18 protein-coding genes and 2 pseudogenes are annotated in these 22,270 nt (G+C 72.7%); 15 read left to right on the plus strand and 5 right to left on the minus strand.

What is annotated here, in order from left to right; all coding sequences use genetic code 11:
* The first annotated feature begins 69 nt into the window (after window positions 1-69).
* From EV376_RS08505 to EV376_RS08545, 9 genes are all read left to right on the plus strand, one after another.
* On the plus strand, window positions 70-1,077 hold the full coding sequence (locus EV376_RS08505) for a hypothetical protein (protein ID WP_130321583.1): 1,008 nt from the start codon (window positions 70-72) through the stop codon (window positions 1,075-1,077).
* Window positions 1,078-1,135: 58 nt separating this feature from the next.
* Window positions 1,136-1,477 (plus strand): hypothetical protein, encoded by a 342-nt coding sequence (locus EV376_RS08510; protein ID WP_130321584.1) that lies wholly within the window; start codon window positions 1,136-1,138, stop codon window positions 1,475-1,477.
* Between the two features lie 277 nt (window positions 1,478-1,754).
* Entirely contained in the window at window positions 1,755-2,819 is a 1,065-nt protein-coding gene (locus tag EV376_RS08515; RefSeq protein ID WP_207228522.1) for a BMP family ABC transporter substrate-binding protein, read from the plus strand.
* Between the two features lie 240 nt (window positions 2,820-3,059).
* Window positions 3,060-4,628: an ABC transporter ATP-binding protein gene (locus tag EV376_RS08520; protein ID WP_486482880.1), complete on the plus strand. Its 1,569-nt coding sequence runs from the start codon at window positions 3,060-3,062 to the stop codon at window positions 4,626-4,628.
* A 67-nt stretch (window positions 4,629-4,695) separates the two neighbouring features.
* Window positions 4,696-6,018: an ABC transporter permease gene (locus tag EV376_RS08525; protein WP_130321587.1), complete on the plus strand. Its 1,323-nt coding sequence runs from the start codon at window positions 4,696-4,698 to the stop codon at window positions 6,016-6,018.
* A 5-nt stretch (window positions 6,019-6,023) separates the two neighbouring features.
* The gene (locus tag EV376_RS08530) at window positions 6,024-7,304 is read left to right on the plus strand and encodes an ABC transporter permease (RefSeq protein ID WP_130321588.1); all 1,281 of its coding nucleotides are present in this window, start codon (window positions 6,024-6,026) and stop codon (window positions 7,302-7,304) included.
* A 15-nt stretch (window positions 7,305-7,319) separates the two neighbouring features.
* Complete coding sequence (locus tag EV376_RS08535; protein ID WP_130321589.1) at window positions 7,320-8,024, plus strand: cytidine deaminase; 705 nt, start codon at window positions 7,320-7,322, stop codon at window positions 8,022-8,024.
* Window positions 8,025-8,195: 171 nt separating this feature from the next.
* Window positions 8,196-9,476: a thymidine phosphorylase gene (locus EV376_RS08540; RefSeq protein ID WP_130321590.1), complete on the plus strand. Its 1,281-nt coding sequence runs from the start codon at window positions 8,196-8,198 to the stop codon at window positions 9,474-9,476.
* A gap of 96 nt (window positions 9,477-9,572) precedes the next feature.
* A complete protein-coding gene (locus EV376_RS08545) occupies window positions 9,573-10,253 on the plus strand; it encodes a DUF4272 domain-containing protein (protein WP_130321591.1) in 681 nt (226 codons plus the stop codon).
* Here EV376_RS08545 and EV376_RS30790 read toward each other — a convergent pair.
* Window positions 10,250-10,870 (minus strand): annotated as a pseudogene (locus EV376_RS30790) (class I SAM-dependent methyltransferase); the annotation flags it as partial. The gene EV376_RS08545 and the pseudogene EV376_RS30790 overlap by 4 nt on opposite strands.
* 105 nt (window positions 10,871-10,975) lie before the next feature.
* A pseudogene (locus EV376_RS30795) lies at window positions 10,976-11,260 on the minus strand (putative RNA methyltransferase); the annotation flags it as partial.
* Window positions 11,261-11,361: 101 nt separating this feature from the next.
* Here EV376_RS30795 and EV376_RS08555 point away from each other — a divergent pair.
* A complete protein-coding gene (locus tag EV376_RS08555; RefSeq protein ID WP_130321593.1) occupies window positions 11,362-12,441 on the plus strand; it encodes an adenosine deaminase in 1,080 nt (359 codons plus the stop codon).
* Window positions 12,442-12,453: 12 nt separating this feature from the next.
* Here EV376_RS08555 and EV376_RS08560 read toward each other — a convergent pair whose 3' ends face one another.
* Window positions 12,454-12,867: a hypothetical protein gene (locus tag EV376_RS08560; protein WP_486482562.1), complete on the minus strand. Its 414-nt coding sequence runs from the start codon at window positions 12,865-12,867 to the stop codon at window positions 12,454-12,456.
* A gap of 383 nt (window positions 12,868-13,250) precedes the next feature.
* On the opposite strand from EV376_RS08560, the gene EV376_RS08565 reads away from it, so the two are divergent.
* From EV376_RS08565 to EV376_RS08580, 4 genes are all read left to right on the plus strand, one after another.
* Window positions 13,251-16,790: a nitrate- and nitrite sensing domain-containing protein gene (locus EV376_RS08565; protein ID WP_130321595.1), complete on the plus strand. Its 3,540-nt coding sequence runs from the start codon at window positions 13,251-13,253 to the stop codon at window positions 16,788-16,790.
* Entirely contained in the window at window positions 16,787-17,191 is a 405-nt protein-coding gene (locus tag EV376_RS08570; RefSeq protein ID WP_109901346.1) for a roadblock/LC7 domain-containing protein, read from the plus strand. Before EV376_RS08565 ends, EV376_RS08570 begins: the two co-directional genes overlap by 4 nt.
* 92 nt (window positions 17,192-17,283) lie before the next feature.
* Entirely contained in the window at window positions 17,284-17,661 is a 378-nt protein-coding gene (locus EV376_RS08575) for a DUF742 domain-containing protein (protein WP_130321596.1), read from the plus strand.
* A 1-nt stretch (window position 17,662) separates the two neighbouring features.
* Window positions 17,663-18,253, plus strand: a complete 591-nt coding sequence (locus EV376_RS08580; RefSeq protein ID WP_130321597.1) for a GTP-binding protein — start codon at window positions 17,663-17,665, stop codon at window positions 18,251-18,253.
* 276 nt (window positions 18,254-18,529) lie between these two features.
* Here EV376_RS08580 and EV376_RS08585 read toward each other — a convergent pair whose 3' ends face one another.
* Window positions 18,530-20,833, minus strand: a complete 2,304-nt coding sequence (locus EV376_RS08585; protein WP_130321598.1) for a transposase — start codon at window positions 20,831-20,833, stop codon at window positions 18,530-18,532.
* A 39-nt stretch (window positions 20,834-20,872) separates the two neighbouring features.
* Entirely contained in the window at window positions 20,873-21,805 is a 933-nt protein-coding gene (locus EV376_RS08590; protein ID WP_130321599.1) for a DNA primase, read from the minus strand.
* Between the two features lie 115 nt (window positions 21,806-21,920).
* Between EV376_RS08590 and EV376_RS08595 the strand changes: the two genes are divergently transcribed.
* Entirely contained in the window at window positions 21,921-22,262 is a 342-nt protein-coding gene (locus tag EV376_RS08595) for a helix-turn-helix transcriptional regulator (RefSeq protein ID WP_130321600.1), read from the plus strand.
* The last annotated feature ends 8 nt before the right edge of the window (window positions 22,263-22,270 follow it).

The following is a 22,270-nucleotide window of genomic DNA, read 5'->3' on the forward strand; positions in this document are numbered from 1 at the left end:
TTCTTGACAGTCGACCCCGGCGGGAGGACTCTGAAATAAAGAGAACGAGCATTCGTTTTAGGAGGACCAGTGTCGTCCCGCGTCCGCTCGCCCCTGCTGCTCGCAGTCCTCGTCGCCGCCGTCGTGACGGCGGTGCTGGCGCTGCTCGTACCCGTCTTCGCCGCTCCGGCGGCGAACCTGGCCCCGCGCGACCTGCCGGTCGCGGTGGCCGGTCCGGCGCCCGTCGCGGACCAACTCGCCGGGCGGCTCGCCGCCGCCCGGCCCGGCGCCTTCGACATCACCACCCTGCCCGATGCGGCGGCGGCCGACCGGGCGTTGCGGGACCGCGAGGTCTACGCGGCGTTCGTCGCCGGGCCCGACGGCCTCGCCGTGCACACCGCACCGGCGGCCAGCCCGACCGTCGCGCTGCTGCTCACCGAGGCCGCCGGCCAGCTCGCCGGCGACCGGCCGGTGACCGTGGTCGAGGTGGTGCCGGGCGACCCCGACGACGTACGCGGCGCGGGCTTCGCGGCCGGCTTCCTGCCCCTGGCCCTCGCCGGCATGCTCGCCGGAGCGCTGCTCGTGCTGCTGGTCCGCGCCCGGCTCGCGCGGCTGGCCGGCCTGGTCCTGCTCGGCGTGCTCGTCGGCCCGGTCGGAGCCGCGGTCCTGCACGGCTGGCTGGGCGTCATCGACGGGGACTGGCTCGCCGAGGCGGCCGCGGTCGGCCTCTTCGTGCTCGCCGCGGCGGCGACCGTGGCCGGCCTCGGCGCGCTGCTCGGCCGCCCCGGCCTGGCCCTGGGGGCCCTGCTGGTGTTCCTGGTCGGCAACCCGCTCGCGGCGGTCGGCGCCGCGCCGGAACTGCTGCCGCAGCCGTGGGGCGAGGTCGGCCAGTGGCTGCCGGTCGGCGCCGGTGCGACGGTGCTGCGGTCCGTGGCCTTCTTCGACGGCGCGGGTGCCGCGCGGTCGGTCGCCGTGCTGGCCGGGTACGCGCTGGTCGGGCTCGCGCTCGTGGCGCTGGCGCGCGGCGGGCGGGCCGGTTCCACGGCGGGTGCCGCCCCCGCCGTCGAGGCGGCGGTCGTACCGGCGCCGGCCGGCTGACTCGCCGGACGATCAGCCCTCTACTACAAAACGTCGTTGGTAGGGGAGGATGGGGCGCGTGGAAGCTCTACGACTCATCCTCCGCTACATCCATCTGGTCGGCTTCGCGCTCCTGCTCGGCGGCGCGGTCGTCCAATACGTCAAGGGTCGGCTCCGGATCAACCCGCCGATGCTCTGGGGCGCGGTGATCATGCTGCTGACCGGCGTCGCCCTGTCCGCGCCGCTGCGCGACGGGGACGAGCCGGCCCCCGCGAAGCTTGTTACCAAACTGGTGCTCGCGCTGCTCATCTTTGTCATGGTCTTCTTTTCCCGTAAGCGGGAAGCGGTCAACCGGGGCCACTTCCTCGCGATCATTGGTTTGACCCTGGTCAACGCTGCGGTGGCCGTCTTCTGGAGGTAACGTCCGACAGGAGGGGAGCCATCCGGAAACGGACGTTCCGTCGCGCCCGAACGACCCTCCAATGGCACGGAGAGTGATCTGCCCCACCCAAGGGTTACGTGGGGGTAACAGGCGCTCAACAGTCGTGCACGATTGTCGGCCGGTGGCGGGGCGCGGGCGTACGCTCTGCGTCCGTAACGTGGGACGCCGGCGGCACAGCGCAGGCCGGTTCACAAAGGGCTGCCACCGCCAACAGCGGTGTGCAATGGAAGGAGACGTCTTGCGCTCGGTGCGTGGGATGCGGATCGCCTCGGTCTTCGCGGTGGGTGGCCTCGTGCTGGCCGCCGCCGCGTGTGGCGAGGCCCCCGAAGATGACAACAACGCCGGAAGCGGCGACAAGAAGTACAGCGCCTGCATGGTGACCGACGTCGGCGGCATCGACGACAAGTCGTTCAACACCTCGGCCTGGAAGGGCCTGGAGGCGGCCAAGGCCGAGAACAGCAACGTCGACATCAAGTACGTCGCGTCGAAGGCCGAGGCCGACTACGAGCCCAACCTGACGCAGTACGTCAACCAGAAGTGCGACTTCATCCTGGCCGTCGGTGGCCTGATGGGTGACGCCACCTCCAAGATCGCCAAGGCGAACCCGGACCAGCAGTTCGGCATCGTCGACGCCAAGGTGCCGGAGGCCAACGTCTACCCGATGCAGTTCGACACCGCCCAGGCCGGCTTCCTCGCCGGTTACCTGGCCGCCGGCATGAGCAAGAGCGGCAAGGTGGGCACCTACGGCGGCCTGAAGATCCCGCCGGTGACCATCTTCATGGACGGCTACGCCGACGGTGTCGCCCACTACAACCAGACCAAGGGCAAGAACGTCCAGGTCCTGGGCTGGGACAAGGCCAGCCAGAACGGCTCGTTCACCAACGACTTCGTCAAGCAGGACGAGGGCAAGAAGGTCAGCGACGCGCTGGTCGCCCAGGGTGCCGACATCGTCATGCCGGTCGCCGGCGGCGCGGGCCTCGGCACCACCGGTGCCGCCAAGGCCTCGGGCGGCAAGTACAACACCATCTGGGTGGACGTCGACGGCTGCGAGAGCACGCCGGACTGCGCGGCGATCATCACCACCGTGGTGAAGAACATCCCGGACGCCGTCAAGGAGGCCGTGCTCAAGGCCGCCGCCGGCGAGAAGCTGGAGGCGACCCCGGGTTTCCTGGGCACGCTGGCCAACAACGGTGTGTCGCTCGCCCCGTACCACGAGTTCGACAGCAAGGTCCCGGCCGAGCTGAAGGCCGAGATCGACAAGCTGAAGGCGGACATCGCCGCCGGCACGATCAAGGTCGAGTCCGCGGCCCAGCCGAAGTGACGCCTCGCCGGCCGGCCGCGGTGGAATGATCACCGTTGCTGGTCGGCGAGCGGTACAGCACGACGATCCGGCCGCCCCGGGCGTCGCGGGGAACCCCGCGGCACCGGGGCGGCCGATCGGTTCCACCCGCCCGCACCGGCAGCTACGCTGCACCATCGCTTCGCATCCCGGGAGGTTGCGCTGAGACTCGAACTGCGTGGCATCACCAAGCGGTTCGGTGACCTGGTCGCCAACGACCACATCGACCTGACGGTGGAGCCGGGAGAGATCCACGCGCTGCTCGGTGAGAACGGCGCGGGCAAGTCGACCCTGATGAACGTCCTCTACGGGCTGTACCAGCCCGACGAGGGCGAGATCCTGGTCGACGGGAAGCCGCTGAAGCTGCGCGGCCCGTCCGACGCGATCGCCGCCGGGATCGGCATGGTGCACCAGCACTTCATGCTCGTGCCGGTCTTCACCGTGGCGGAGAACATCATGCTCGGCGCCGAGCAGGTCCGGGGCGGCCTCGCCGGCTTCCTGGACCGCCGCCGTGCCCGGCGCGAGGTCGCCGAGGTCTCCGCCCGCTACAACCTCCACGTCGACCCGGACGCGATCGTCGAGGACCTGCCGGTCGGCATCCAGCAGCGGGTCGAGATCGTCAAGGCTCTCACCCGCGACGTCGACCTGCTCATCCTCGACGAGCCGACCGCCGTGCTCACGCCGCAGGAGACCGAGGAACTGCTCGCCGTCATGCGGTCGCTCAAGGCCGCCGGCAAGTCGATCGTCTTCATCACCCACAAGCTCGGTGAGGTCAAGGCCATCGCCGACCGGATCACGGTGATCCGGCGCGGGAAGACCGTGGGCACCGCCTCGCCCGAGGTCAGCCGCGACGAACTGGCCGCGCTGATGGTCGGCCGCACGGTACGGCTCACCGTGGACAAGGAGCCGGCCACCCCGGGCGACCCGGTCCTGGAGGTGTCCGGCCTGGTGGTCGACGACGACCGGCAGGTACGCGCGGTCGACGGCGTCGACCTGACCGTGCACGCCGGAGAGGTGCTCGGCGTCGCCGGCGTACAGGGCAACGGCCAGACCGAGCTGATCGAGGCGATCATGGGCCTGCGCCCGGTGCTCAGCGGCACGGTGAGCCTGGACGGGCAGCGCATCGACGGCTGGTCGACCAAGAAGGTGCTCCGCGCGGGCGTCGGGTACGTGCCCGAGGACCGCAGCGTCGACGGCCTGGTCAAGGAGTTCAGCGTCGCGGAGAACCTGGTGCTGGACATCTACGACCGGCCGCCGTTCGGCAAGGGCCTGGCACTGCGGTCGGAGGAGATCGCGAAGTCGGCCAAGGAGCGGATCGCCCAGTTCGACGTCCGCACCTCGTCGGCCGAGGCGGCGGTGAGCACCCTCTCCGGCGGCAACCAGCAGAAGGTGATCGTGGCCCGGGAGCTGTCCCGGCCGCTGAAGCTCTTCATCGCCGCCCAGCCCACCCGCGGCGTCGACGTCGGCTCCATCGAGTTCATCCACAGCCGGGTCATCCGGGAGCGGGACATCGGCACGGCCGTCCTGGTCGTCTCCAGCGAACTCGACGAGGTGATCGGGCTGGCCGACCGGATCGCGGTGATGTACCGCGGCCGGATCATCGGGATCGTCGGCCCGGACACCCCCCGCGAGGAGATCGGCCTGCTGATGGCCGGCGTCACCCCCGACAGCGAGGCGGCCGGCGGCCCGGACGGCGCGACGACCGCCGGCGACGCGACGGCCACCCGCCCGGCGACCCCCGACGGCGCGGCTCCGGCCCCTGAGGGCCCCGGCAGCGAGGAAGAGGCATGAGCGAGCGAATCATCAGGCACAGCGCCGTGGTGCCCCAGGGCGGCACGGAGCGAAGCGGAGTGCCGGCATGACCAACGCGCAATCCGGCTCCCCGGACAAGGAGCCGGCGACCGAGGAACAGGCGGCCCGGACAGCACTCGGCAACACCGAGCGGGCCGAGGCGACCGGCCCGAAGCAGGCGGCGCCGGAGGACCGGCCCTCGCTCGGGCGGCTCTTCCTGGACAACCTGTGGGCCGCCAACACCTTCACCGTGACGCTGCTGTCGCTGGTCCTGGCGATGGTGGTCGGCGCGATCCTGATGATCGTGTCCGACCCGGAGGTGCTGGCCACCTACGGCTACATCACCGCCCGCCCGTCGGACGCGCTCAACTCCAGCTGGACGCTGGTCAGCGAGGCGTACGCGAACCTGTTCAAGGGCGCCATCTTCGACCCGGACGCGGTCGGCTTCACCGCCGCGCTGAGCCCGATCTCGGAGACGCTGACCTACACCGCCCCGCTGGTGTTCACCGGTCTGTCGGTGGCGCTCGCCTTCCGGGGCGGCCTGTTCAACATCGGCGCCCAGGGCCAGGCCACCATGGGTGTCGTCCTGGCCGGTCTGGCCGGGTTCCTGCTGCCGCTGCCGCCCGGGCTGCACCTGCTCGTGGCGGTGCTCGCCGGCGCGCTGGGCGGCGCGATCTGGGGTTTCATCCCGGGCATCCTCAAGGCGCGCACCGGCGCCCACGAGGTGATCAACACGATCATGCTCAACTACATCGCGGCGTACTTCCTGACCTGGCTCATCGTGCAGAACGGGGTGCAGGACCCGAACCGTACGGACGCGATCAGCCGGCCGGTGGACGCCTCCGCGCAACTGCCCCGCCTGTTCGGCGACAACCTGCGGGCGCACGCCGGGATCATCCTCGCCGTGCTGGCGACCTGGGCGGTCGCCTGGCTGCTCAACCGCTCCACGCTCGGCTTCGAGCTGCGCGCCGTGGGCGCCAACCCGGACGCCGCCCGCACCGCGGGCATCAGCGTCACCCGCACGTACGTGCTGATCATGGTCTTCGCCGGCATCCTCGCCGGTTTCGGCGGCTCGCAGATGGTCCTGGGCACCACCGCGGCCGCGCTGACCCCGCTGGTCGTGGCCCAGATCGGCTTCGACGGCATCCTGGTGGCGCTGCTCGGCCGGGTGAAGCCGTGGGGCGTCGCGCTCGCGGCGCTGCTCTTCGGTGCGCTGCAGGCCGGCGGCAACCGGATGCAGTCGTACTCGGGGGTCTCGCTGGAGCTGGTCACCGTGCTCCAGGCGCTGATCGTCATCTTCATCGCCGCGCCGGCCCTGGTGAAGGCGATCTTCCAGCTCCGGGCCGCGCGGGCCGCCCGGCTGCAGACGAGCCTCGCGAAGGGCTGGTGACGAGCGTGTCCACCATGGCTGTCGAAGACGTCGCGGTCGCCCCGGTCGACGAGGGGTTCTGGACGCGTACCCGCAAGGTCGGCCTGGTGCTGACCGCGCTCGGCCTGCTGGCGGCGGTGCTCTTCGGTGCGCTGGCCACCGGCGAGCAGGCCCGGTTCACGCTCAGCGAGGACGCCGCCGGCGCCGCGTTGGAGATCAACGGCACGGTCGGTGCGATCCTGTTCGGCGCGATCACGCTCGCCGCCGGCGTGGCGATGCTGGCCGGGCTGCCGAAGCGCTGGTTCGCCCTGGTGCTCGGCATCGGTCTGGTGGCGTTCGTGCTGAGCTTCCTGTGCTGGCAGGTCTCCGCCGCTCCGGTCGGGCAGAACTTCATGCCGCTGGTCAACGTCGTGCGGGGCACGTTCATCCTGGCCCTGCCGCTGATCTTCGGGGCGCTGGCCGGTGTGCTCTGCGAGCGCTCCGGCGTGGTCAACGTCGCCATCGAGGGCCAGCTGCTGATGGGCGCGTTCAGCGGCGCGCTGTTCGGCAGCATCACCGGCAACGTCTGGGTGGGTCTGGTGGCGGCGGCGATCGGCGGCACGTTCATCTCGCTGCTGCTCGCCGTGTTCTCCATCCGCTACCTGGTCGACCAGGTGGTCATGGGCATCGTGCTCAACCTGCTCGCGGTCGGCGTCACCGGCTTCCTCTACGAGCGGCTGATGCAGACCGACGCGGAGCGGTACAACAGCGCTCCGCGCTTCAGCAACTGGGAGATCCCGCTGCTGTCCGACATCCCGGTGATCGGTCCGGCGCTGTTCCGCGGCAACATCTTCCTCTACCTCGGCCTGCTGCTGGTCCTGGTGATCCACATCGGTCTGTTCCGGACCCGGTGGGGTCTGCGTACCCGGTCGGTGGGCGAGCACCCGACGGCCGCCGACACCCTCGGCGTCAAGGTGCTGCGGCTGCGCTACCGCAACGTGCTGCTGGCGGGCGCGGTGGCCGGCATCGGCGGCGCGTCGTACACGCTGGCGCTGTTCTCGTTCACCAAGAACATGATCGGCGGTAAGGGCTTCATCGCCCTGGCGGCGCTGATCTTCGGCCGGTGGAGCCCGACCGGCGCGCTGCTCGCGGCGCTCTTCTTCGGGTTCGCCGACCAGCTCGCCACCTACCTGGGCGCGATCAACAGCACCATCCCGAGCCAGTTCCTGGCCATGCTGCCGTACCTGGCGACGATCCTGGCGGTGGCCGGCCTGGTGGGGAAGGTCCGGGCGCCGGCCGCCGACGGCAAGCCGTACATCAAGGGCTGACGGGGGGAGCAACGGATGGAGATCGACTGGGGGCGGCTGCGGGCGGCCGCGACCGAGGTCATGCGGCACGCGTACGTGCCGTACTCGAAGTTCCCGGTGGGGGCGGCCGCCCTGGTCGACGACGGCCGGGTCGTGGTCGGCTGCAACGTCGAGAACGCCGCCTACGGCGTGGTGCTCTGTGCCGAGTGCGGCGTGGTCTCCTCGCTGCACGCCACCGGTGGCGGTCGCATCGTCGCGCTGTCGTGCGTGGACGCCACCGGGGAGCCGTTGATGCCGTGCGGGCGCTGCCGGCAGCTGCTCTGGGAGCAGGGCGGCCCGGAGTGCCTGATCGAGGCCAAGGGCGGGCCGCTGCGGATGGCCGAGTTGCTGCCGCACGCCTTCGGAGTCGAGGACCTGGAGGCGGTCACCGGGGAGACCGCGGTGCCGGTGGTGCCCGAGCGGCTGGCCGCCTGGCGCGGGCGGGGCACGGTGTTCGTGCACCCCGACCTGTCGGCCGGGCAGCAGGTGTGGACGGCGTACTGGGAGCGGTCGGCCGGTGACGACGAGGGCGCCGAGACCGGCGTCCTGGAGGAGGGCCCGAGCTGGGACGACCCGGCCGAGGCGATCACCTGGGGCCTGGCCCGGACGCCGCGGGTCGTCGTGGTGGACGCGTCGGGCACGATCTTCTGGGCTGGGGAGGGTGAGCCGCCTCTCGAAGTTCCTGTTCGGTGGGGTGATTGAGCTTGGGGCCGGGGCCGACCGTGCCCGGCTCCGGGCGGTCAGGCTTGATCCCTCCGCCGGGCACGGTCGGCCCCGGCCCGCGGTGGTACCGCGCCGTGCGCCGGTCACGGGTCGCGTCGCTCTGCTGATCGTGCCGGGGTAGCTCTAGCTGAAATTGGGGAAGATCTGTTCATGGGTGGGTTTGCGGCGGTTGATGTTATTCGCGTCAAGCGGGACGGGGGTGTGCTCTCCGACGCGCAGATCGACTGGGTGGTGGACGCGTACACCCGGGGTGCCGTGGCGGACGAGCAGATGTCCGCGCTGGCGATGGCGATCCTGCTCAACGGGATGACCGCGCCGGAGATCGCCCGGTGGACCGCCGCGATGATCGCCAGCGGCGAGCGGCTCGACCTCGCCGCCGTCGACCGGCCGACCGTCGACAAGCACTCGACCGGCGGTGTCGGGGACAAGATCACCCTGCCGTTGACGCCGCTGGTGGCGGCGTGCGGGGCGGCGGTGCCGCAGCTGAGCGGGCGGGGCCTCGGGCACACCGGCGGCACGCTCGACAAGCTGGAGTCGATCCCGGGTTGGCGGGCGGGGCTGAGCAACGAGGAGTTCATCGCCCAGCTCCGGGACGTCGGCGCGGTGATCTGCGCGGCCGGCGCCGGCCTCGCACCGGCCGACCGCAAGCTGTACGCGCTCCGCGACGTGACCGGCACGGTCGAGGCGATCCCGCTGATCGCCAGTTCGATCATGAGCAAGAAGATCGCCGAGGGCACGGGCGCCCTGGTGCTGGACGTCAAGGTCGGCTCGGGCGCGTTCATGAAGTCCGTTGACCAGGCCCGGGAACTGGCCCGCACCATGGTCGAGCTGGGCGGTGCGCACGGCGTACGGACGGTGGCCCTGCTCACCGACATGTCCACCCCGCTCGGGCGGACCATCGGCAACGCGGTCGAGGTGACCGAGTCGGTCGAGGTGCTGGCCGGTGGCGGCCCGGCCGACGTGGTCGAGCTGACCCTGGCGCTGGCCCGCGAGATGCTCGACGCCGCTGGCCTGCCCGACGCCGACCCGGAGGCGGCGCTGCGCGATGGCCGGGCGATGGATGTCTGGCGGGCGATGATCCGGGCGCAGGGGGGCGACCCGGACGCCGCGATGCCCGCCGCCCCGGAGATCGAGGTGGTCCGCGCCGACGCCGACGGCTTCGTGGCGGAGGTCGACGCGTACGCGATGGGTGTCGCCGCCTGGCGGCTCGGTGCGGGACGGGCCCGCAAGGAGGACCCGGTGTCCGTGCCGGCGGGCGTGGTGCTGCACAAGCGGCCCGGTGACCCGGTACGCGCCGGTGACGCCCTCTACGAACTCCGGGCCGAGGATGCCGCTCGCCTCCCCGCGGCCCGCGAGGAGGCGGCCCGGGCGGTGCGCATCGCTCCCACCGCACCCGGTGCCACACCCCTGGTGATCGAGCGGATCGGCTGACCCGCCGTTCCGTTCCTCGGGATAGTGGGGCTATCCTCCCTGGCCAGGGGGGACGACCCGGCCTGAGCCGGCACGAGCAGACGAGGATGATCCGTCGTGGCCGTACCTGCCCCCGATCCCCGGGCGGTGCGCGAGGCGAGCCTGGAGGAGCTGTCCCGGCTGGGCCTGCCGCTGCCCCCACCGCAGTTTCCGCTGGTCTGGGAACCAGGAGACGAGATCGAGCTGCGACCGAGGGGTGAGATCGAGGCCCGGGTCGCCGTCCTGCATCTGATCCTGGCCCGCTGCTTCGGGATGCCGCCGCAGGCGGCGATGAGCTGGCTGCTCGCCTCGCACCTGATGGAGGCGGTGACGCCGCCGGAGTGGCAGTTCATCACCGGCGGCAAGGGCGACCACCGGTCCTTCGTGCTGCACCACGACGCCCTGTTCGCGCTGGCCTGGGTGCTCGGCCTGACCAAGCTGCTCGACCCCACGGTGCCGGTGGACGAGCGGCTGATGGAGCGGATGCCGAACATCGTGGCCGGCGAGACGTTCGGGCGCTGGCGGTCCCGGATCCTGGCCGCGCCGCAGTACCCCGCCGACACGGCGGCCCTGCTCGACCTGCACTACTGCCTCGACTGGGCGTACCTGGAGGTGGAGCGCGCCGGGCGGCCGGTGCCCGGCCTGGTGGATGCCAACGCGATCGGGCAACGCCGGTGGGCGCTGGAATGGGCGGTGATCCTGCGGGGCCCGTACCACGACGAGCCCCCGGGCTGGGAAGAGGTGGATCTCTCCACCTAGGACCGGCGCCGGTGGACGGCGAGCCGGACGGCCACGGTCACCCCGACCGGTTCGGGCAGGGCGGCGATCCGGGCGGCGAGCCCCGCCGGATCGGCGTGCCAGGCGCTCGGTCCCATCCCGACCAGCGTGGCGACCTCCGTGCGGGTCAGCGTCAAGCGGGTCCGGTGTTCGGCGCCCGATTCCTCGACGAAGTGCGCGCCCAGGCTGCCGGCCACCCGGTCCGCCTTCGCCGGGTCCACCCGCAGCAGGTCGAGCGCGGTGACCAGCTCGGCGAGGTGGTCGGCGGCCGGCGTGACCACCAGCAGTGCGCCGGCCGGGTCGAGCACCCGGTGGAACTCGGCGCCGTTGCGGGGGGCGAACACGTTCAGCAGCACGGCGGCCGACGCGTCGGCCAGCGGCAGCCGCTGCCAGGTGTCGGCCAGCGCCGCCGCCGCCCGCTCGTGGGCGCGCGCCGCGCGGCGCAGCGCGGGCTTCGACACGTCCAGCGCCAGGCCGACGGCGTCCGGCAGCGCCGCCAGCACCGCGGCGAGGTGCCGGCCCGTCCCGGCCCCGGCGTCGACCAGCAGGGGGTACGCCGCCGAGCCGGGCCCGGGTGCCGTGCCGCCGGGTCGGGACTCCCCGTCCGGCCCCTTTGCTCTGCTCACCTCCACGCAACGGTTTGGCGCCAAATTCGGTGCGTCGGTTAAAGCAGAGCAAAGGGGGCCGGTCGGGGTGTCGTGGCGGGCGGCGCGGTACCGGGCGACGGCCTCGCCGGCGGCGGCGGTCAGGGCGGCCGAGATGAGGTCGTAGTGGCCGGCGGCGAGGAAGTCGGCGCGGGCGGCGACCATCTCGGCGGTGTCCCCGGAGTGCGGAGCGCGGCCGGCGAGCAGGTTCACGTACCCCTGCCGGGCCACGTCGAAGCTGTGCCGGCGCGGACAGCGGAGGGCGCGGGCCGTGCCGGCCTCGGCTTCGGCCAGCGGCTGGCGGCAGACCGGGCAGCGAAGCCGGGCGAGGATGCGGGCGTCCATCCCCAAACGGTAGGACCTGCGGCCGGCGGGCCTTCCGTCGTCCGGCCCACATCGCCAGCGGTCCCCGTCCTGGCCCCGGCGGCGCCGACTAGGGTCTGACCATGGTCGCGACTATCCGGTACGAGGACATCGTCAAGGTCCCGAAGGCGCTGCTGCACGATCACCTCGACGGTGGCCTGCGGCCGTCGACGATCGTCGAGCTGGCCGCCGAGGTCGGGCACGAGCTGCCGACGACCGACCCGGAGGCGCTGGGCCGCTGGTTCGTCGAGGCCGCCGACTCGGGGTCGCTCGAGCGCTACCTGGAGACGTTCGCGCACACCGTCGCGGTCATGCAGACCGCCTCGTCGCTGCGGCGGGTCGCCCGCGAGTGCGCGCTCGACCTGGCCGCCGACGGGGTGGTCTACGCGGAGGTCCGGTTCGCGCCGGAGCAGCACCTGGAGCGGAACCTCACCCTGGACGAGGTGGTGGAGGCGGTCGTCGCCGGCTTCGAGGAGGGCAGCGCCCTCGCCGCCGAGGCGGGCACCCCGATCCGGGTCGGCACCCTGCTCACCGCCATGCGGCACGCCGCCCGGTCGCAGGAGATCGCCGAGCTGGCCGTCCGGCACCGGGACACCGGCGTGGTGGGCTTCGACATCGCGGGCGCCGAGGCCGGCTTCCCGCCCACCCGGCACCTGGACGCGTTCGAGTACCTGCAGCGGGAGAACTTCCACTTCACCATCCACGCCGGTGAGGCGTTCGGCCTGCCCTCGATCTGGCAGGCCATCCAGTGGTGCGGTGCCGACCGGCTCGGGCACGGCGTGCGGATCGTGGACGACATCACACCCGGCCCGGAGCCGGTGCTCGGCCGGCTGGCGGCGTACGTGCGGGACAAGCGGATCCCGCTGGAGCTGTGCCCGTCGTCGAACGTCCAGACCGGTGCGGCCGCGTCGATCGTCGACCACCCGATCGGGCTCCTCCGGGACCTGCGGTTCCGGGTCACCGTCAACACCGACAACCGGCTGATGAGCGGCACGTCCATGTCCCGCGAGATGACGCTGCTGGTGGACGCGTTCGGCTACGGCTGGCGCGAGCTCCAGTGGTTCACGATCAACGCGATGAAGAGCGCGTTCATCCCGTTCGACCAGCGGCTGCGGATCATCGACGAGGTGATCAAGCCGGCGTACGCCAAGCTGCTGGGCTGAGCGCGACGAACCTCACGTGCGGTGCGGGTGGCCGGCGAGCAGGCCGGCCACCCGGCGCAGCACCTCGCCCGCCCGGGCGGCCTCGGCGCCGAGGCCGGTCTGCCGGCGCAGCACGGCCGGTTCGGCGCGCAGCAGCGCCACCCCGCGGCTGACCAGCACCCGCGGCGCCTTCCGCTGCTCGGCGAGGTCGCGGGCCAGCCGGCGGACGAAGGTCGCGCTCCGGGGCCGCCGCAGGGCGTACGCCCCGGCGAGCACGCCCCGCCGGCGGCACTCCGCGACGATCTCGGCGGCGAAAATCCCTTCGGCGACGAAAAGTGGCGAACCGGCTAGATCAATTGTCCGTGTGGCCACCTTGCGGTCCTCCCCGAAGGCATAGACCGGCACCTCCGCACGACCCTCCCGGGCCAGTCGGACGACCGTCTCCACGGCCGCTCCGGCGTCCCACGAAGCGGGCGACTCCCAGTCGACCTGCCCGTTCTGCCGTGGCAACGTAGGGTCATCGCCGTTCTTGTAGAAGTCGTCCAAACAGAGGACGGGAAGCCCGGTTCGGCGGGCTATATACGACTTTCCGGAGCCCGAAGGGCCGGCGAGCAGGACAACTCGGTGGGGGTGTTCCATTGCGGTGAGTAACTCCGGCCAGACAGAACGCTATTGGATCGCAACAACATCTCATCACACCGTCGGCGACGGCCAGCCTGGGCTTTCTCTTTCCGGGGTGGCGTGATGGAATCTCGGATGGTCCGACCCGCCGGGTCGGCTGCTGGGCGTTGCCCGAGGGTAACGCGGACGCTGCAATCGAGGGCGGTGACGTGAGCAAACGGCCAAAGCCGGCAGGTTCGTTCCTGTCGCGTCTGCGCCGGCCGGCCGGTCGGCTCCGCGACATGCCGATCTGGTCCAAGCTCGGTCTCATCATGATCGTGCCGACCATCGCCACGGTCGTCGTGGGTACCAGTGGTCTCATCGACCACCTGCAGACGCTGAACAACGCCAACCGTGCTGGCGACCTCACCACCCTGGTCGGCTACTCGGGCGGCCTGGTGCACGAGCTGCAGGACGAGCGGACCGCCGCGATCCGGCTGCTGAATCCGAGTCTGTCGGGACCGCAGCGCGACCAGCGCCGGAAGGCGTACGAGGAGGTCACCAACCGCGTCGAAGAGGCGAAGGTGCCCTACTCCCGGCAGCGGAGCGAGGTGGAGGACCTGCCGAGCGCGCTGGAGAACCAGCTGCGTTTCATCGACCGCACCCTCACCGACCTGCCGGGTATCCGGAGCCAGGTGCTCAACGGCCGGCTCGGCGCCACGCAGGCGCAGCAGCAGTACGAGTCGCTGATCGCCGACCTGCTCAACGTGCGGGACTCGGCGGCCCAGCTGACCGGTGACCCGGGGCTGAGCGACCGGATCCGCACCGCGACCGCCCTCGCCCGGAACAAGGAGTTCTCCGCCCAGCAGCGGGACACGGTGCACCTCGCCTTCATCCGGAGGGAACTCAACCCGGATCTCCGTAACAAGTACATCTCCACCTACACCGGCCAGGAACAGTGGCGGGACACCTTCAACGCCATCGCGCCCCAGGCGGACCAGGAGTTCTTCGCCCAGTCCCTCGGCGGCCCGGACGCCCGCGAGGCCGAGAACCTCAACGGCACGCTGCGGGGCCTGTCGAACGCATCCGACCTGAGTGCGGCGGGCTTCACGCCGGACCAGTGGGACAACGCGATGGCCGCCTCCGCCGGCATGGTCCGGCAGGTCGAGGCGAAGATCGACGGGGACGCCGTCAAGCTCGCCAGCGAACTCCGGTCGGACGTGCAGCGCCAGGTCTTCCTGGAGACCGGCCTGCTGCTCAGCATGCTGCTGCTGGCCATCCTCTTCGCCTACCTGGTCGCCCGCTCGATGGCCCGCTCGCTGCGTGACCTGCGCCAGGGCGCCCTCTCGATCGCCCAGTACGGACTGCCGCAGGCCGTCGCCCGGCTGCGTGACCCGCAGGTCGCCGGCGGTCAGCTCACGCCGGTGCAGTTGGCCAACCAGATCGCCGAGCCGCTGCCGGTGCGCAGCAAGGACGAGTTCGGCCAGGTGACCGAGGCGTTCAACGCGGTCCACCTGGAAGCCGTGCGTACCGCCGCCGAGCAGGCCGCCCTGCGGGCCTCCGTCGCCACCATGTTCGTCAACCTGGCCCGCCGGTCGCAGATCCTGGTCGACCGGCTGATCGGCCACCTCGACCGCCTCGAGCGCGGCGAGGAGGACCCGGACCGGCTGGCCGAGCTGTTCCAGCTCGACCACCTGGCCACCCGGATGCGCCGCAACGACGAGAACCTGCTGGTGCTCGCCGGTGCCGACTCCACCCGCGTGCAGCGGGAGCCGGCCGCCCTGATCGACGTGCTCCGGGCCGCCCAGTCCGAGGTCGAGCACTACACGCGGATCGAGTTCGGGGTCATCGACCGGGACATCGAGGTGGCGGCGCACGCCGTCAACGACCTCGTGCACCTCGTCGCCGAGCTGTTCGACAACGCGACGGCGTTCTCGCCGCCGGATTCCCAGGTCGTCGTGGAGGCCCGCCGCGTCGGCGACCGCGCCTCGCTCTACGTCGAGGACCGCGGCATCGGCGTCAGCCCCGACCAGTTGCGGGAGCTGAACGAGAAGCTCGCCACTCCGCCGCAGGTGGACGTCGCGGTTTCCCGGATGATGGGTCTGGTCGTGGTCGCCCGGCTGGCGTCCCGACACGGCGTCAACGTGGAGCTGCGCCCCGGTGCGGAGCGGGGGACCGTCGCGGACGTCACCCTGCCGACGTCGGTGCTGGTGCCCCGGGTGCTCGCCGGCCGGCCGCAGCCGTCGCCCGCGTTGCCGCCGGCCGCCAACGGTCCGGCGCCGGCCTTCGGCGCACTGCCCGCGCTGGGGCACACCCCGGCCGCACCGGTTCCGGGTCCGCGCCCCGGCGAGTCCGGCAACCAGGTGTCGTTCGGCGGCCGGTCGTTCGAGCCCACGCACCCCAACGGCGCACCCGCCGGGGCCGGTGCGGGCCGACCCATGCCGGCCTGGTCGGACCTCACCGGTGCGACCGCCGTCAACGGCGTCAACGGCGGGGACGGCTTCGGTCCGCGCACCTCCAACGGACAGCCGATCGACCCGCTGCCGCAGCGGCGCGGCCCCGGCGACCCGGGTACCACCGGGCAGCAGCCCGGGATCCCGCGTCAGCTGCCCAGCAGCCCGGAGGCCCACCCGTACGGGCCTCCGCAGGTCCCGCCGGTGTCGGCCCCGCCGGTGCCGCCGGTCTCGGGGCCGCCGGTCCCGTACTCCGCGCCGCCGGTCTCCAGCCCGCCGACGTCGGGCATGCCGGTCTCGGCCTCGCCGGTCTCCGGGCAGCCGATCTCCGCGGCGCCGGCGTCCGGTCAGCCGTACCCCACGCCGCTGCCGCAGCGCCCCGTCTCCGCCCCGACGGCTGCGAACAACCCCGCGCCGCCGGCCTGGCCGCCGGTCGCGGGCGGGACGCGGGACACCACGGCCCCGGCGGTGCCGGAACGGGTCGCCGCGGCGCTGGACATGACCACCGAGCTGCCCCGCGTGGCGCGGCCCGGCGAGCAGCCGGCCACTCCGGCTCCGCACCAGGCGGCTCCGGCGCAGAGCAGCTCGGGCGTACCGGCGCCGGTCACCCGGCCGACGCCGGCCACGCCACCCGCGGTCGCCCGGCCGACCACGCCGCAGCCGGCCCAGAACCGGCAGCGGTACGCGGACGAGACGATGGAGCTGCCGATCTTCCGGGAGCTGGAGTCGGCCTGGTTCCGTACCCGCCGGCCCGGTCCGGAGGAGGCGGCGAAGGGGGCCGCGACCAACGGCGGCGCCGCGACGCAGCAGTTCGCCAAGGTGGACGCGGCAACCCAGCAGACACCACCCGCGACGACAGGTAACGCACCGATGGCAGAGACCCCGACGACCGGTGGCGCCCCGCGCCAGAACGGCTCGGCGGCGAACGGGAATTCCACCCCCGCCGACGGGTTCGCCCAGCGGCGCACGCCGGCCGGCAGCGGCAGTGCCTGGCAGACCGCCGCCGACGACGGCTGGCGGGCGGCCTCGAAGGCCAGCGATGTGCCGGTGTCGGCGACCACCCCCACCGGCCTGCCGAAGCGCACCCCGATGGCCCAGTTGGTGCCGGGCGCCGTGGAGAAGCCCGCGACGTCGGTGCAGCGGCGTACGCCCGAGTCGGTCCGTGGCCTGCTCTCCGCCTACCACCGCGGCGTCCAGCGTGGGCGTAGCCACCCCGACAGCAACCCGACCAGCCCGGAGGCGACTCCGGGTGGGCAGTCCTCGCAGTCTGGCTCAGGCCCGGTGGCCGGGAGCGGGCAGAAGGAGCAAGAAGGATGACAACTACGCAGGATCTCGGTTGGCTGCTCGCCAACTTCGCCGACCGGGTACCCGGGGTCGCGCACGCGGTCGCCGTTTCGGCGGACGGCCTGCTCCTCGCGGCCTCGCGGGACCTCCCGCGTGACCGGGCCGACCAGCTGGCCGCCATCGCGTCCGGTCTGGTCAGCCTCACCCAGGGCGCGGCCCGCTGCTTCGAGGGCGGAGCGGTGCTCCAGACGGTGGTTGAGATGGACAACGGGTTCCTGTTCCTCATGTCCATCTCGGACGGCTCGTCGTTCGCGGTACTCGCCGCGCGCAGCTGCGACGTCGGGCAGGTCGGCTACGAGATGGCCCTCCTGGTGGACCGGGTGGGCGACGCGTTGACCCCGCAGCCGCGCGCGGCCGCGGGAATGTTGGGCTGACGTTCCGCTGGCCGTGCGGTCGGCGGGGCAACGACAACGTGGGGTTCGACCGGCGCTAGCCGGCATCGGGTGCGAAGGAGGTGAGCGGCGACATGGCCGATCGTGACGAACCGACCGGGGCGTTGGTACGTCCATACGCCGTGACCCGCGGTCGTACCCGCCCCCGACTCGACATCGCGATGGAAGCGCTCGTCGAGACGACGGTGCGCGGCCGGGCCGCTGCCAACGGCAACGGCGGCCAGGGCCGCGAACACCAGTACATCGCCGCGCTGTGTGACGGACGTGTGCAGTCGCTTGCCGAGATCGCGGCGCGGATGCAGCTCCCGCTCGGTGTGGCCCGGGTGCTCATCGCCGACATGGCGACGGACGGCCTGGTCGCGGTCCACGAGCCGACCATCCTGGACGACTCGGACGACGCGGTGGGCACTGAACTGCTGGAGAGGGTGCTGAGTGGACTTCGCAGGCTCTGACATGTCGCGGCCGCCGACCCCGAGCGGTCGCGTGACGTCGGCGAAGATCGTTATCGCCGGTGGATTCGGCGTCGGCAAGACGACGCTGGTCGGCTCGGTCTCGGAGATCACGCCGTTGACGACGGAGGCGATCATGACCTCCGCCAGCGTGGGCGTCGACGACAACCGGCAGGTGCCGGGGAAGACGACCACCACGGTGGCCATGGACTTCGGCCGGATCACGATAGACCGGGACCTGATCCTGTACCTGTTCGGTACGCCCGGTCAGACCCGGTTCTGGTTCATGTGGGACGAACTGGTCCGTGGTGCGATCGGCGCGGTCGTGCTGGTCGACACCCGCCGGCTCGCCGACTGCTTCGCGGCGATCGACTTCTTCGAGCACCGACGGCTGCCGTACCTGATAGCCATCAACTGCTTCGACGGCATGCAGTACCACGACCCGCAGGACGTCCGGGACGCATTGGCGATCTCCAGTGACGTGCCGGTGGTGGCGTGCGACGCCCGGAACCGGGAGTCCACGAAGCACGTGCTGATCTCACTGGTCGAGTACGTGCTCACCATGCGCCGGTCGCGGGCCGTCGCGCGGGCCTGACCGACCCGGTGGTGCCCGGCGGTGGCCTCGGTCGCCGCCGGGCGCGTCGTGCTGTCCGGATCCGCCCCGGACGGCGGGCCGGCGACGCCGGGCCGTCCTCGACGGCATAGGTGCGTGTCCCGGTCCCTCCCCGGGGCACCCGTCTCGCCGCCCTCGCCGGCGCTGTCGTCCGTCCCGCTGACACCGGCGCTGGCGACCGCACCCATGACGGAGCCCCCCGGTGCTGCCGGGGGGCTCTTCGTCGTCTCTCGGTGGCTCTGAGGGCCGGGAAGGCCGTCAGGACCGGTAACCGGCCGAGCGGTACTCGTACTCCCGGTCGTCGTCGCGGTCCCCGGTGTCGCGGGTGAAGTCCCAGCCACCGGCGGACTCCCGGCCCGGACGGCCACCGACCGCGAAGCCGCCGATCTCCTGACCCCGGCGCCAGCCACGGAAGTAGCCGGTGGTGTTCTCGGCGAGGCTGGCCGCGTCCCGGACGATCCGCAGTGGGCGCTCGTCGCGCAACGGCGAGCCGGGCACGAGATTCGCCTGGGGCACCCGCTTGGGCAGGCCGGCGGATGTCTCGGCGCCGACCGCCGGCTTCGCGGCCTGCTCGGCCGCCTGCCAGCCGCTGTCGTTCAGCGAGGACCAGTCCAGGTCGGCGCTCTCACTGTGACCGACGAACCACGCGGACTTCGCCTGAGCGAAGATCAGCAGATCGCCGTCCCCGTCGTCGGGAACCGGCGGGGGACGGTGCTCGACCGGCGGTGCCGGTCGGTGCTCCGCGGCCGGGTGTCCCGCGGGCCGGCCGTTGCGGGGCTCCTCCCGGTCGACCAGGCGGAGCGGCGGCGTCTCGAGGTGCGGATCGGTGGACGGACCGGCCCCGTTCCGCAGTGCCCGATCGGCCAGCGGCGGCGGCTCGACCAGCCGCAGCATCGGCGGCTCCTGGGGCAGGTCGTCGGCGAGCCAGGGCGGGGTGACCCGGCGCTCCTTGCCGGGATCGGTCGGGCCGTCGATTCCGCCGCCACCGTACGAGCCGGCCACCGGGTTCCGCGCCGAGCTGTCGGCCGGATCCTGCGGGTTGTTCACCAGTGGCCAGTTCGCGCGGGAGCCCGGAGCGGCCCCCTCCTGACCGGGACGCGGGGTGGGGACCGGAACGCTGATCTCGGTGGCGCTGAAGCCGCCGGTGGGCGTGGCGGGCTCGCTGGTGGTCTTGGGCCGCGGCGGGATGACGGTGCGCTGCCGCTCGGCGCGGGCGCTCTGGATCGCCGCGGTCGTCAGCGTCGGCCGGAACGGCTCGCCGGCGTCGGCGGGCGGGATCGAACCCCGCTGCGAGGGGGCGATCGGCGTGATGCCGGGCGGCGGAGGCGGCGGTGACGAGATCGGACGGTTCGTCGGACCGTCGATGCGGCTCGGCATGGTCTCCGGACGGGAGGGCTGGCCGGAGACCGGCATGCTGGCGGCGGCCGCGGGCGTGACCGGGCGTGGGGCCACCGGCGGGGGGGTGACCGGTGCCGGCGCGACCGGCGGCGGGCCGAGGGGCTGGGGCGACGGGGGTGCGCTCTGCCCCCCGACGGGCTCCGGCCGGGGCCGCCGAGCGCCGGCCGGCCGGACGGCGCGCAGCGTGGCGCCGCTGGGGGCGTCGACCAGGTCGCCGACCGGCTCACCGCGACGGGCGGCGGCGCGGCGTCCGGGCACGGGTGGGCTCATCCGCTCGTTGAGCGCGCCGACCAGCGCCCCGCAGCCGGCGTCGCAGGCCCGGACCGACGCGACGGCCTGGCGGATCGTCTCGGACACCGCCGCGGTGAGGGCCCGGTTGACGGCGGCACGGCGGGGTGTCTCGGAGATGGCGACCCGCAGCGCGGTCACCGCCGCCTCGATCTCGTCGGGATCGGCGACGCCCTCAGCGCTGAGGTCCGCGGTGACCCGGTCGGCGGCGGTGTCCCGGCCCCGCCCCGCGCCACCCAGCATCCCGGGCTCGGGAAGGGCGTCCAGGACGGCCAGTGCGACCGGCTCGGCCGGGTCGGGGTACGCCCGGAGCGCCGCCGGGTACAGCTCGCGGAGCACCTCGCGGAGGGCGACGGCGGCCGAGTGCCGGCCGTTGGCGAGCGCGGCGTGCGCCGCGAGCACCTGCTTGTAGCCGGCCAGATCCCGGGGCGCGGGAAGCGTGACGGCGGAGAGCGCACCGGCCTGCAGGGCGCGGGCCAGACCGACCGCCCGGCGCTCGGCCGGCGGCGACTGCATCTCCTCGAGGGAGTCGTCGTCGGCGAACCGCTCGGCGAAGTCGTCCACCGAGTCGTCGTCGGCGATCGCGAGGGGCCGCCCGGCCGCGCTGAGCAGTGACGTGACCGCGTGGTCGTCGCTGTCGGCGGCGATCGCCGCACCGCTCGGCCCGCCCGACCGCTCCACGAGCAGCGCGACCAGCTGGGCGTAGCCAGCGGGGTCGTCACCGACCTCGCAGACATGCAGCAGACGGCCTGCGTCGTCGACCACAGCGGACGTCAGCGTCGAACCGGCCGAAGCCGGTCGGTCGGCCGGATCCGCCGAGGCCAGACCGCAGTACACGCGCACGAGCGCCACGGCGTCGTCCTCCTCCCGGGACACAGGTCTTCTCTGCCAGAGACTGATGCTCCCTGGTACGGGTCAGTCGCGCCAGTCCACGACGGCAGAGATCTTGCCGATAATGGTGCGCCAACCCAAACTTGCCGTTTGTGCCCCGATTCTCTTCAGTCGACGTCGGCCGAGGAATCCGCCGATCCCCCCGTTGACAGACGCCCGGAGAGCCTCATCCAGATCGTCGAGACTGGAGCCGGCGGAGAGCATGTCGAGCACGGCGGGTAGCCGCAGGGCGTACGACAGGTCACGGGCGATCTCGCCGGCCTCGATGAGCAGCGCGGGATCCCAGGCGTCGTGCCCGCCCCGCAGGTTCTCCACGACCAGGTCGAGCTCGTAGACGTCCTCGTCGAGCGGGGCGACGTCGGCCGGTTCCACCCGTTCGGACAGTTCATTCCAGCTGTCCAGTTGGGACAGGTCGTTGGGAGCGCCGGAACGGACGTAACTGACCAGGGACTCCGGCGTCTTGAAGAGCAGCAGCCGACCCTTGTGGCTGAGGAAGATCGGCACCTCCTCGTCGCCCGCGTCCTCGTCGTCCGCCTCGGGCTCGTCCGCCGACTCGTCCTTGCCGCCCCGCCGGACCTCGCGGGCCTCCTCCTCGTCGCTCTCGGCGAACTCCTGGGCGACCTCCTCGTCGAGGATGACCACGCTCTCGTCGTCCTCGTCCTCCTCGGTCACCACCTGGCGGCGGGCGAGGAACGGGTCGTCCTGGTCGCGCTCCTCGACGTCGGTCGGGGTCAGCTCCCGCGCCGGCCGGTACGCCCGCAGGGTGTAGCCGGTGCCGGCGGGCAGGGCGATCTCCACCGGGTCGATCCGCAGCTCGTCCCAGAGTGCGCGGGCGGCCTCGGCCGACGCGGCTGCGGTGCCGGACTCGGCCTGGGCGTCGAGCTCGGGCTCGTCGGCGTCGGGCCGTTGAGAAGACTGGCGGGCCACGCTGACCTCCGTGTGCATCGGGCTGCCCACCCGCCGGGCTCCGCCGGCGAGTGACTACGCGCACATACCCTAGTGGGCGACTCGGGGGTCGCGGTGCCCGCACCCCGGTGGCGGTCCGGCCGGTCGACAAGTAGCGTTGCTACACATGAAGGCCCAGGCACTGCACGGACACCTCGACGCGCTGCTGCTCGCCGTGCTGGAGCAGGGGCCGTTGCACGGCTACGCGATCATCGAGGCGCTGCGCACCCGCAGCGATGGTCACCTCGATCTGCCCACCGGCACCATCTACCCCGCCCTGCGGCGGCTGGAGCGCGCCGGTCACGTGGCGAGCACGTGGAGCACGGTCAACGGCCGGGAGCGGCGGACGTACCAGCTCACCGACGCGGGCCGGCGGGCGCTGGCCGGCGAGCGCTCCGGGTGGCGCGAGTTCAGCACCACCGTCGGCCGGTTCCTCGACGCGGGCACGCCCCCGACCGCGCCGGCCTGACCCGCGGC

This window comes from Micromonospora sp. CNZ295, assembly GCF_004217535.1.

Excerpts from the sequence above, each read along its gene's own strand:
- EV376_RS08525 (WP_130321587.1), top strand. The coding sequence starts at position 4,696 with ATGACCAACGCGCAATCCGGCTCCCCGGACAAGGAGCCGGCGACCGAG.
- EV376_RS08595 (WP_130321600.1), top strand. The coding sequence starts at position 21,921 with ATGAAGGCCCAGGCACTGCACGGACACCTCGACGCGCTGCTGCTCGCC.
- EV376_RS08540 (WP_130321590.1), top strand. The coding sequence starts at position 8,196 with ATGGGTGGGTTTGCGGCGGTTGATGTTATTCGCGTCAAGCGGGACGGG.
- EV376_RS08555 (WP_130321593.1), top strand. The coding sequence starts at position 11,362 with ATGGTCGCGACTATCCGGTACGAGGACATCGTCAAGGTCCCGAAGGCG.
- EV376_RS08535 (WP_130321589.1), top strand. The coding sequence starts at position 7,320 with ATGGAGATCGACTGGGGGCGGCTGCGGGCGGCCGCGACCGAGGTCATG.
- EV376_RS08515 (WP_207228522.1), top strand. The coding sequence starts at position 1,755 with ATGCGGATCGCCTCGGTCTTCGCGGTGGGTGGCCTCGTGCTGGCCGCC.
- EV376_RS08580 (WP_130321597.1), top strand. The coding sequence starts at position 17,663 with ATGTCGCGGCCGCCGACCCCGAGCGGTCGCGTGACGTCGGCGAAGATC.
- EV376_RS08570 (WP_109901346.1), top strand. The coding sequence starts at position 16,787 with ATGACAACTACGCAGGATCTCGGTTGGCTGCTCGCCAACTTCGCCGAC.
- EV376_RS08575 (WP_130321596.1), top strand. The coding sequence starts at position 17,284 with ATGGCCGATCGTGACGAACCGACCGGGGCGTTGGTACGTCCATACGCC.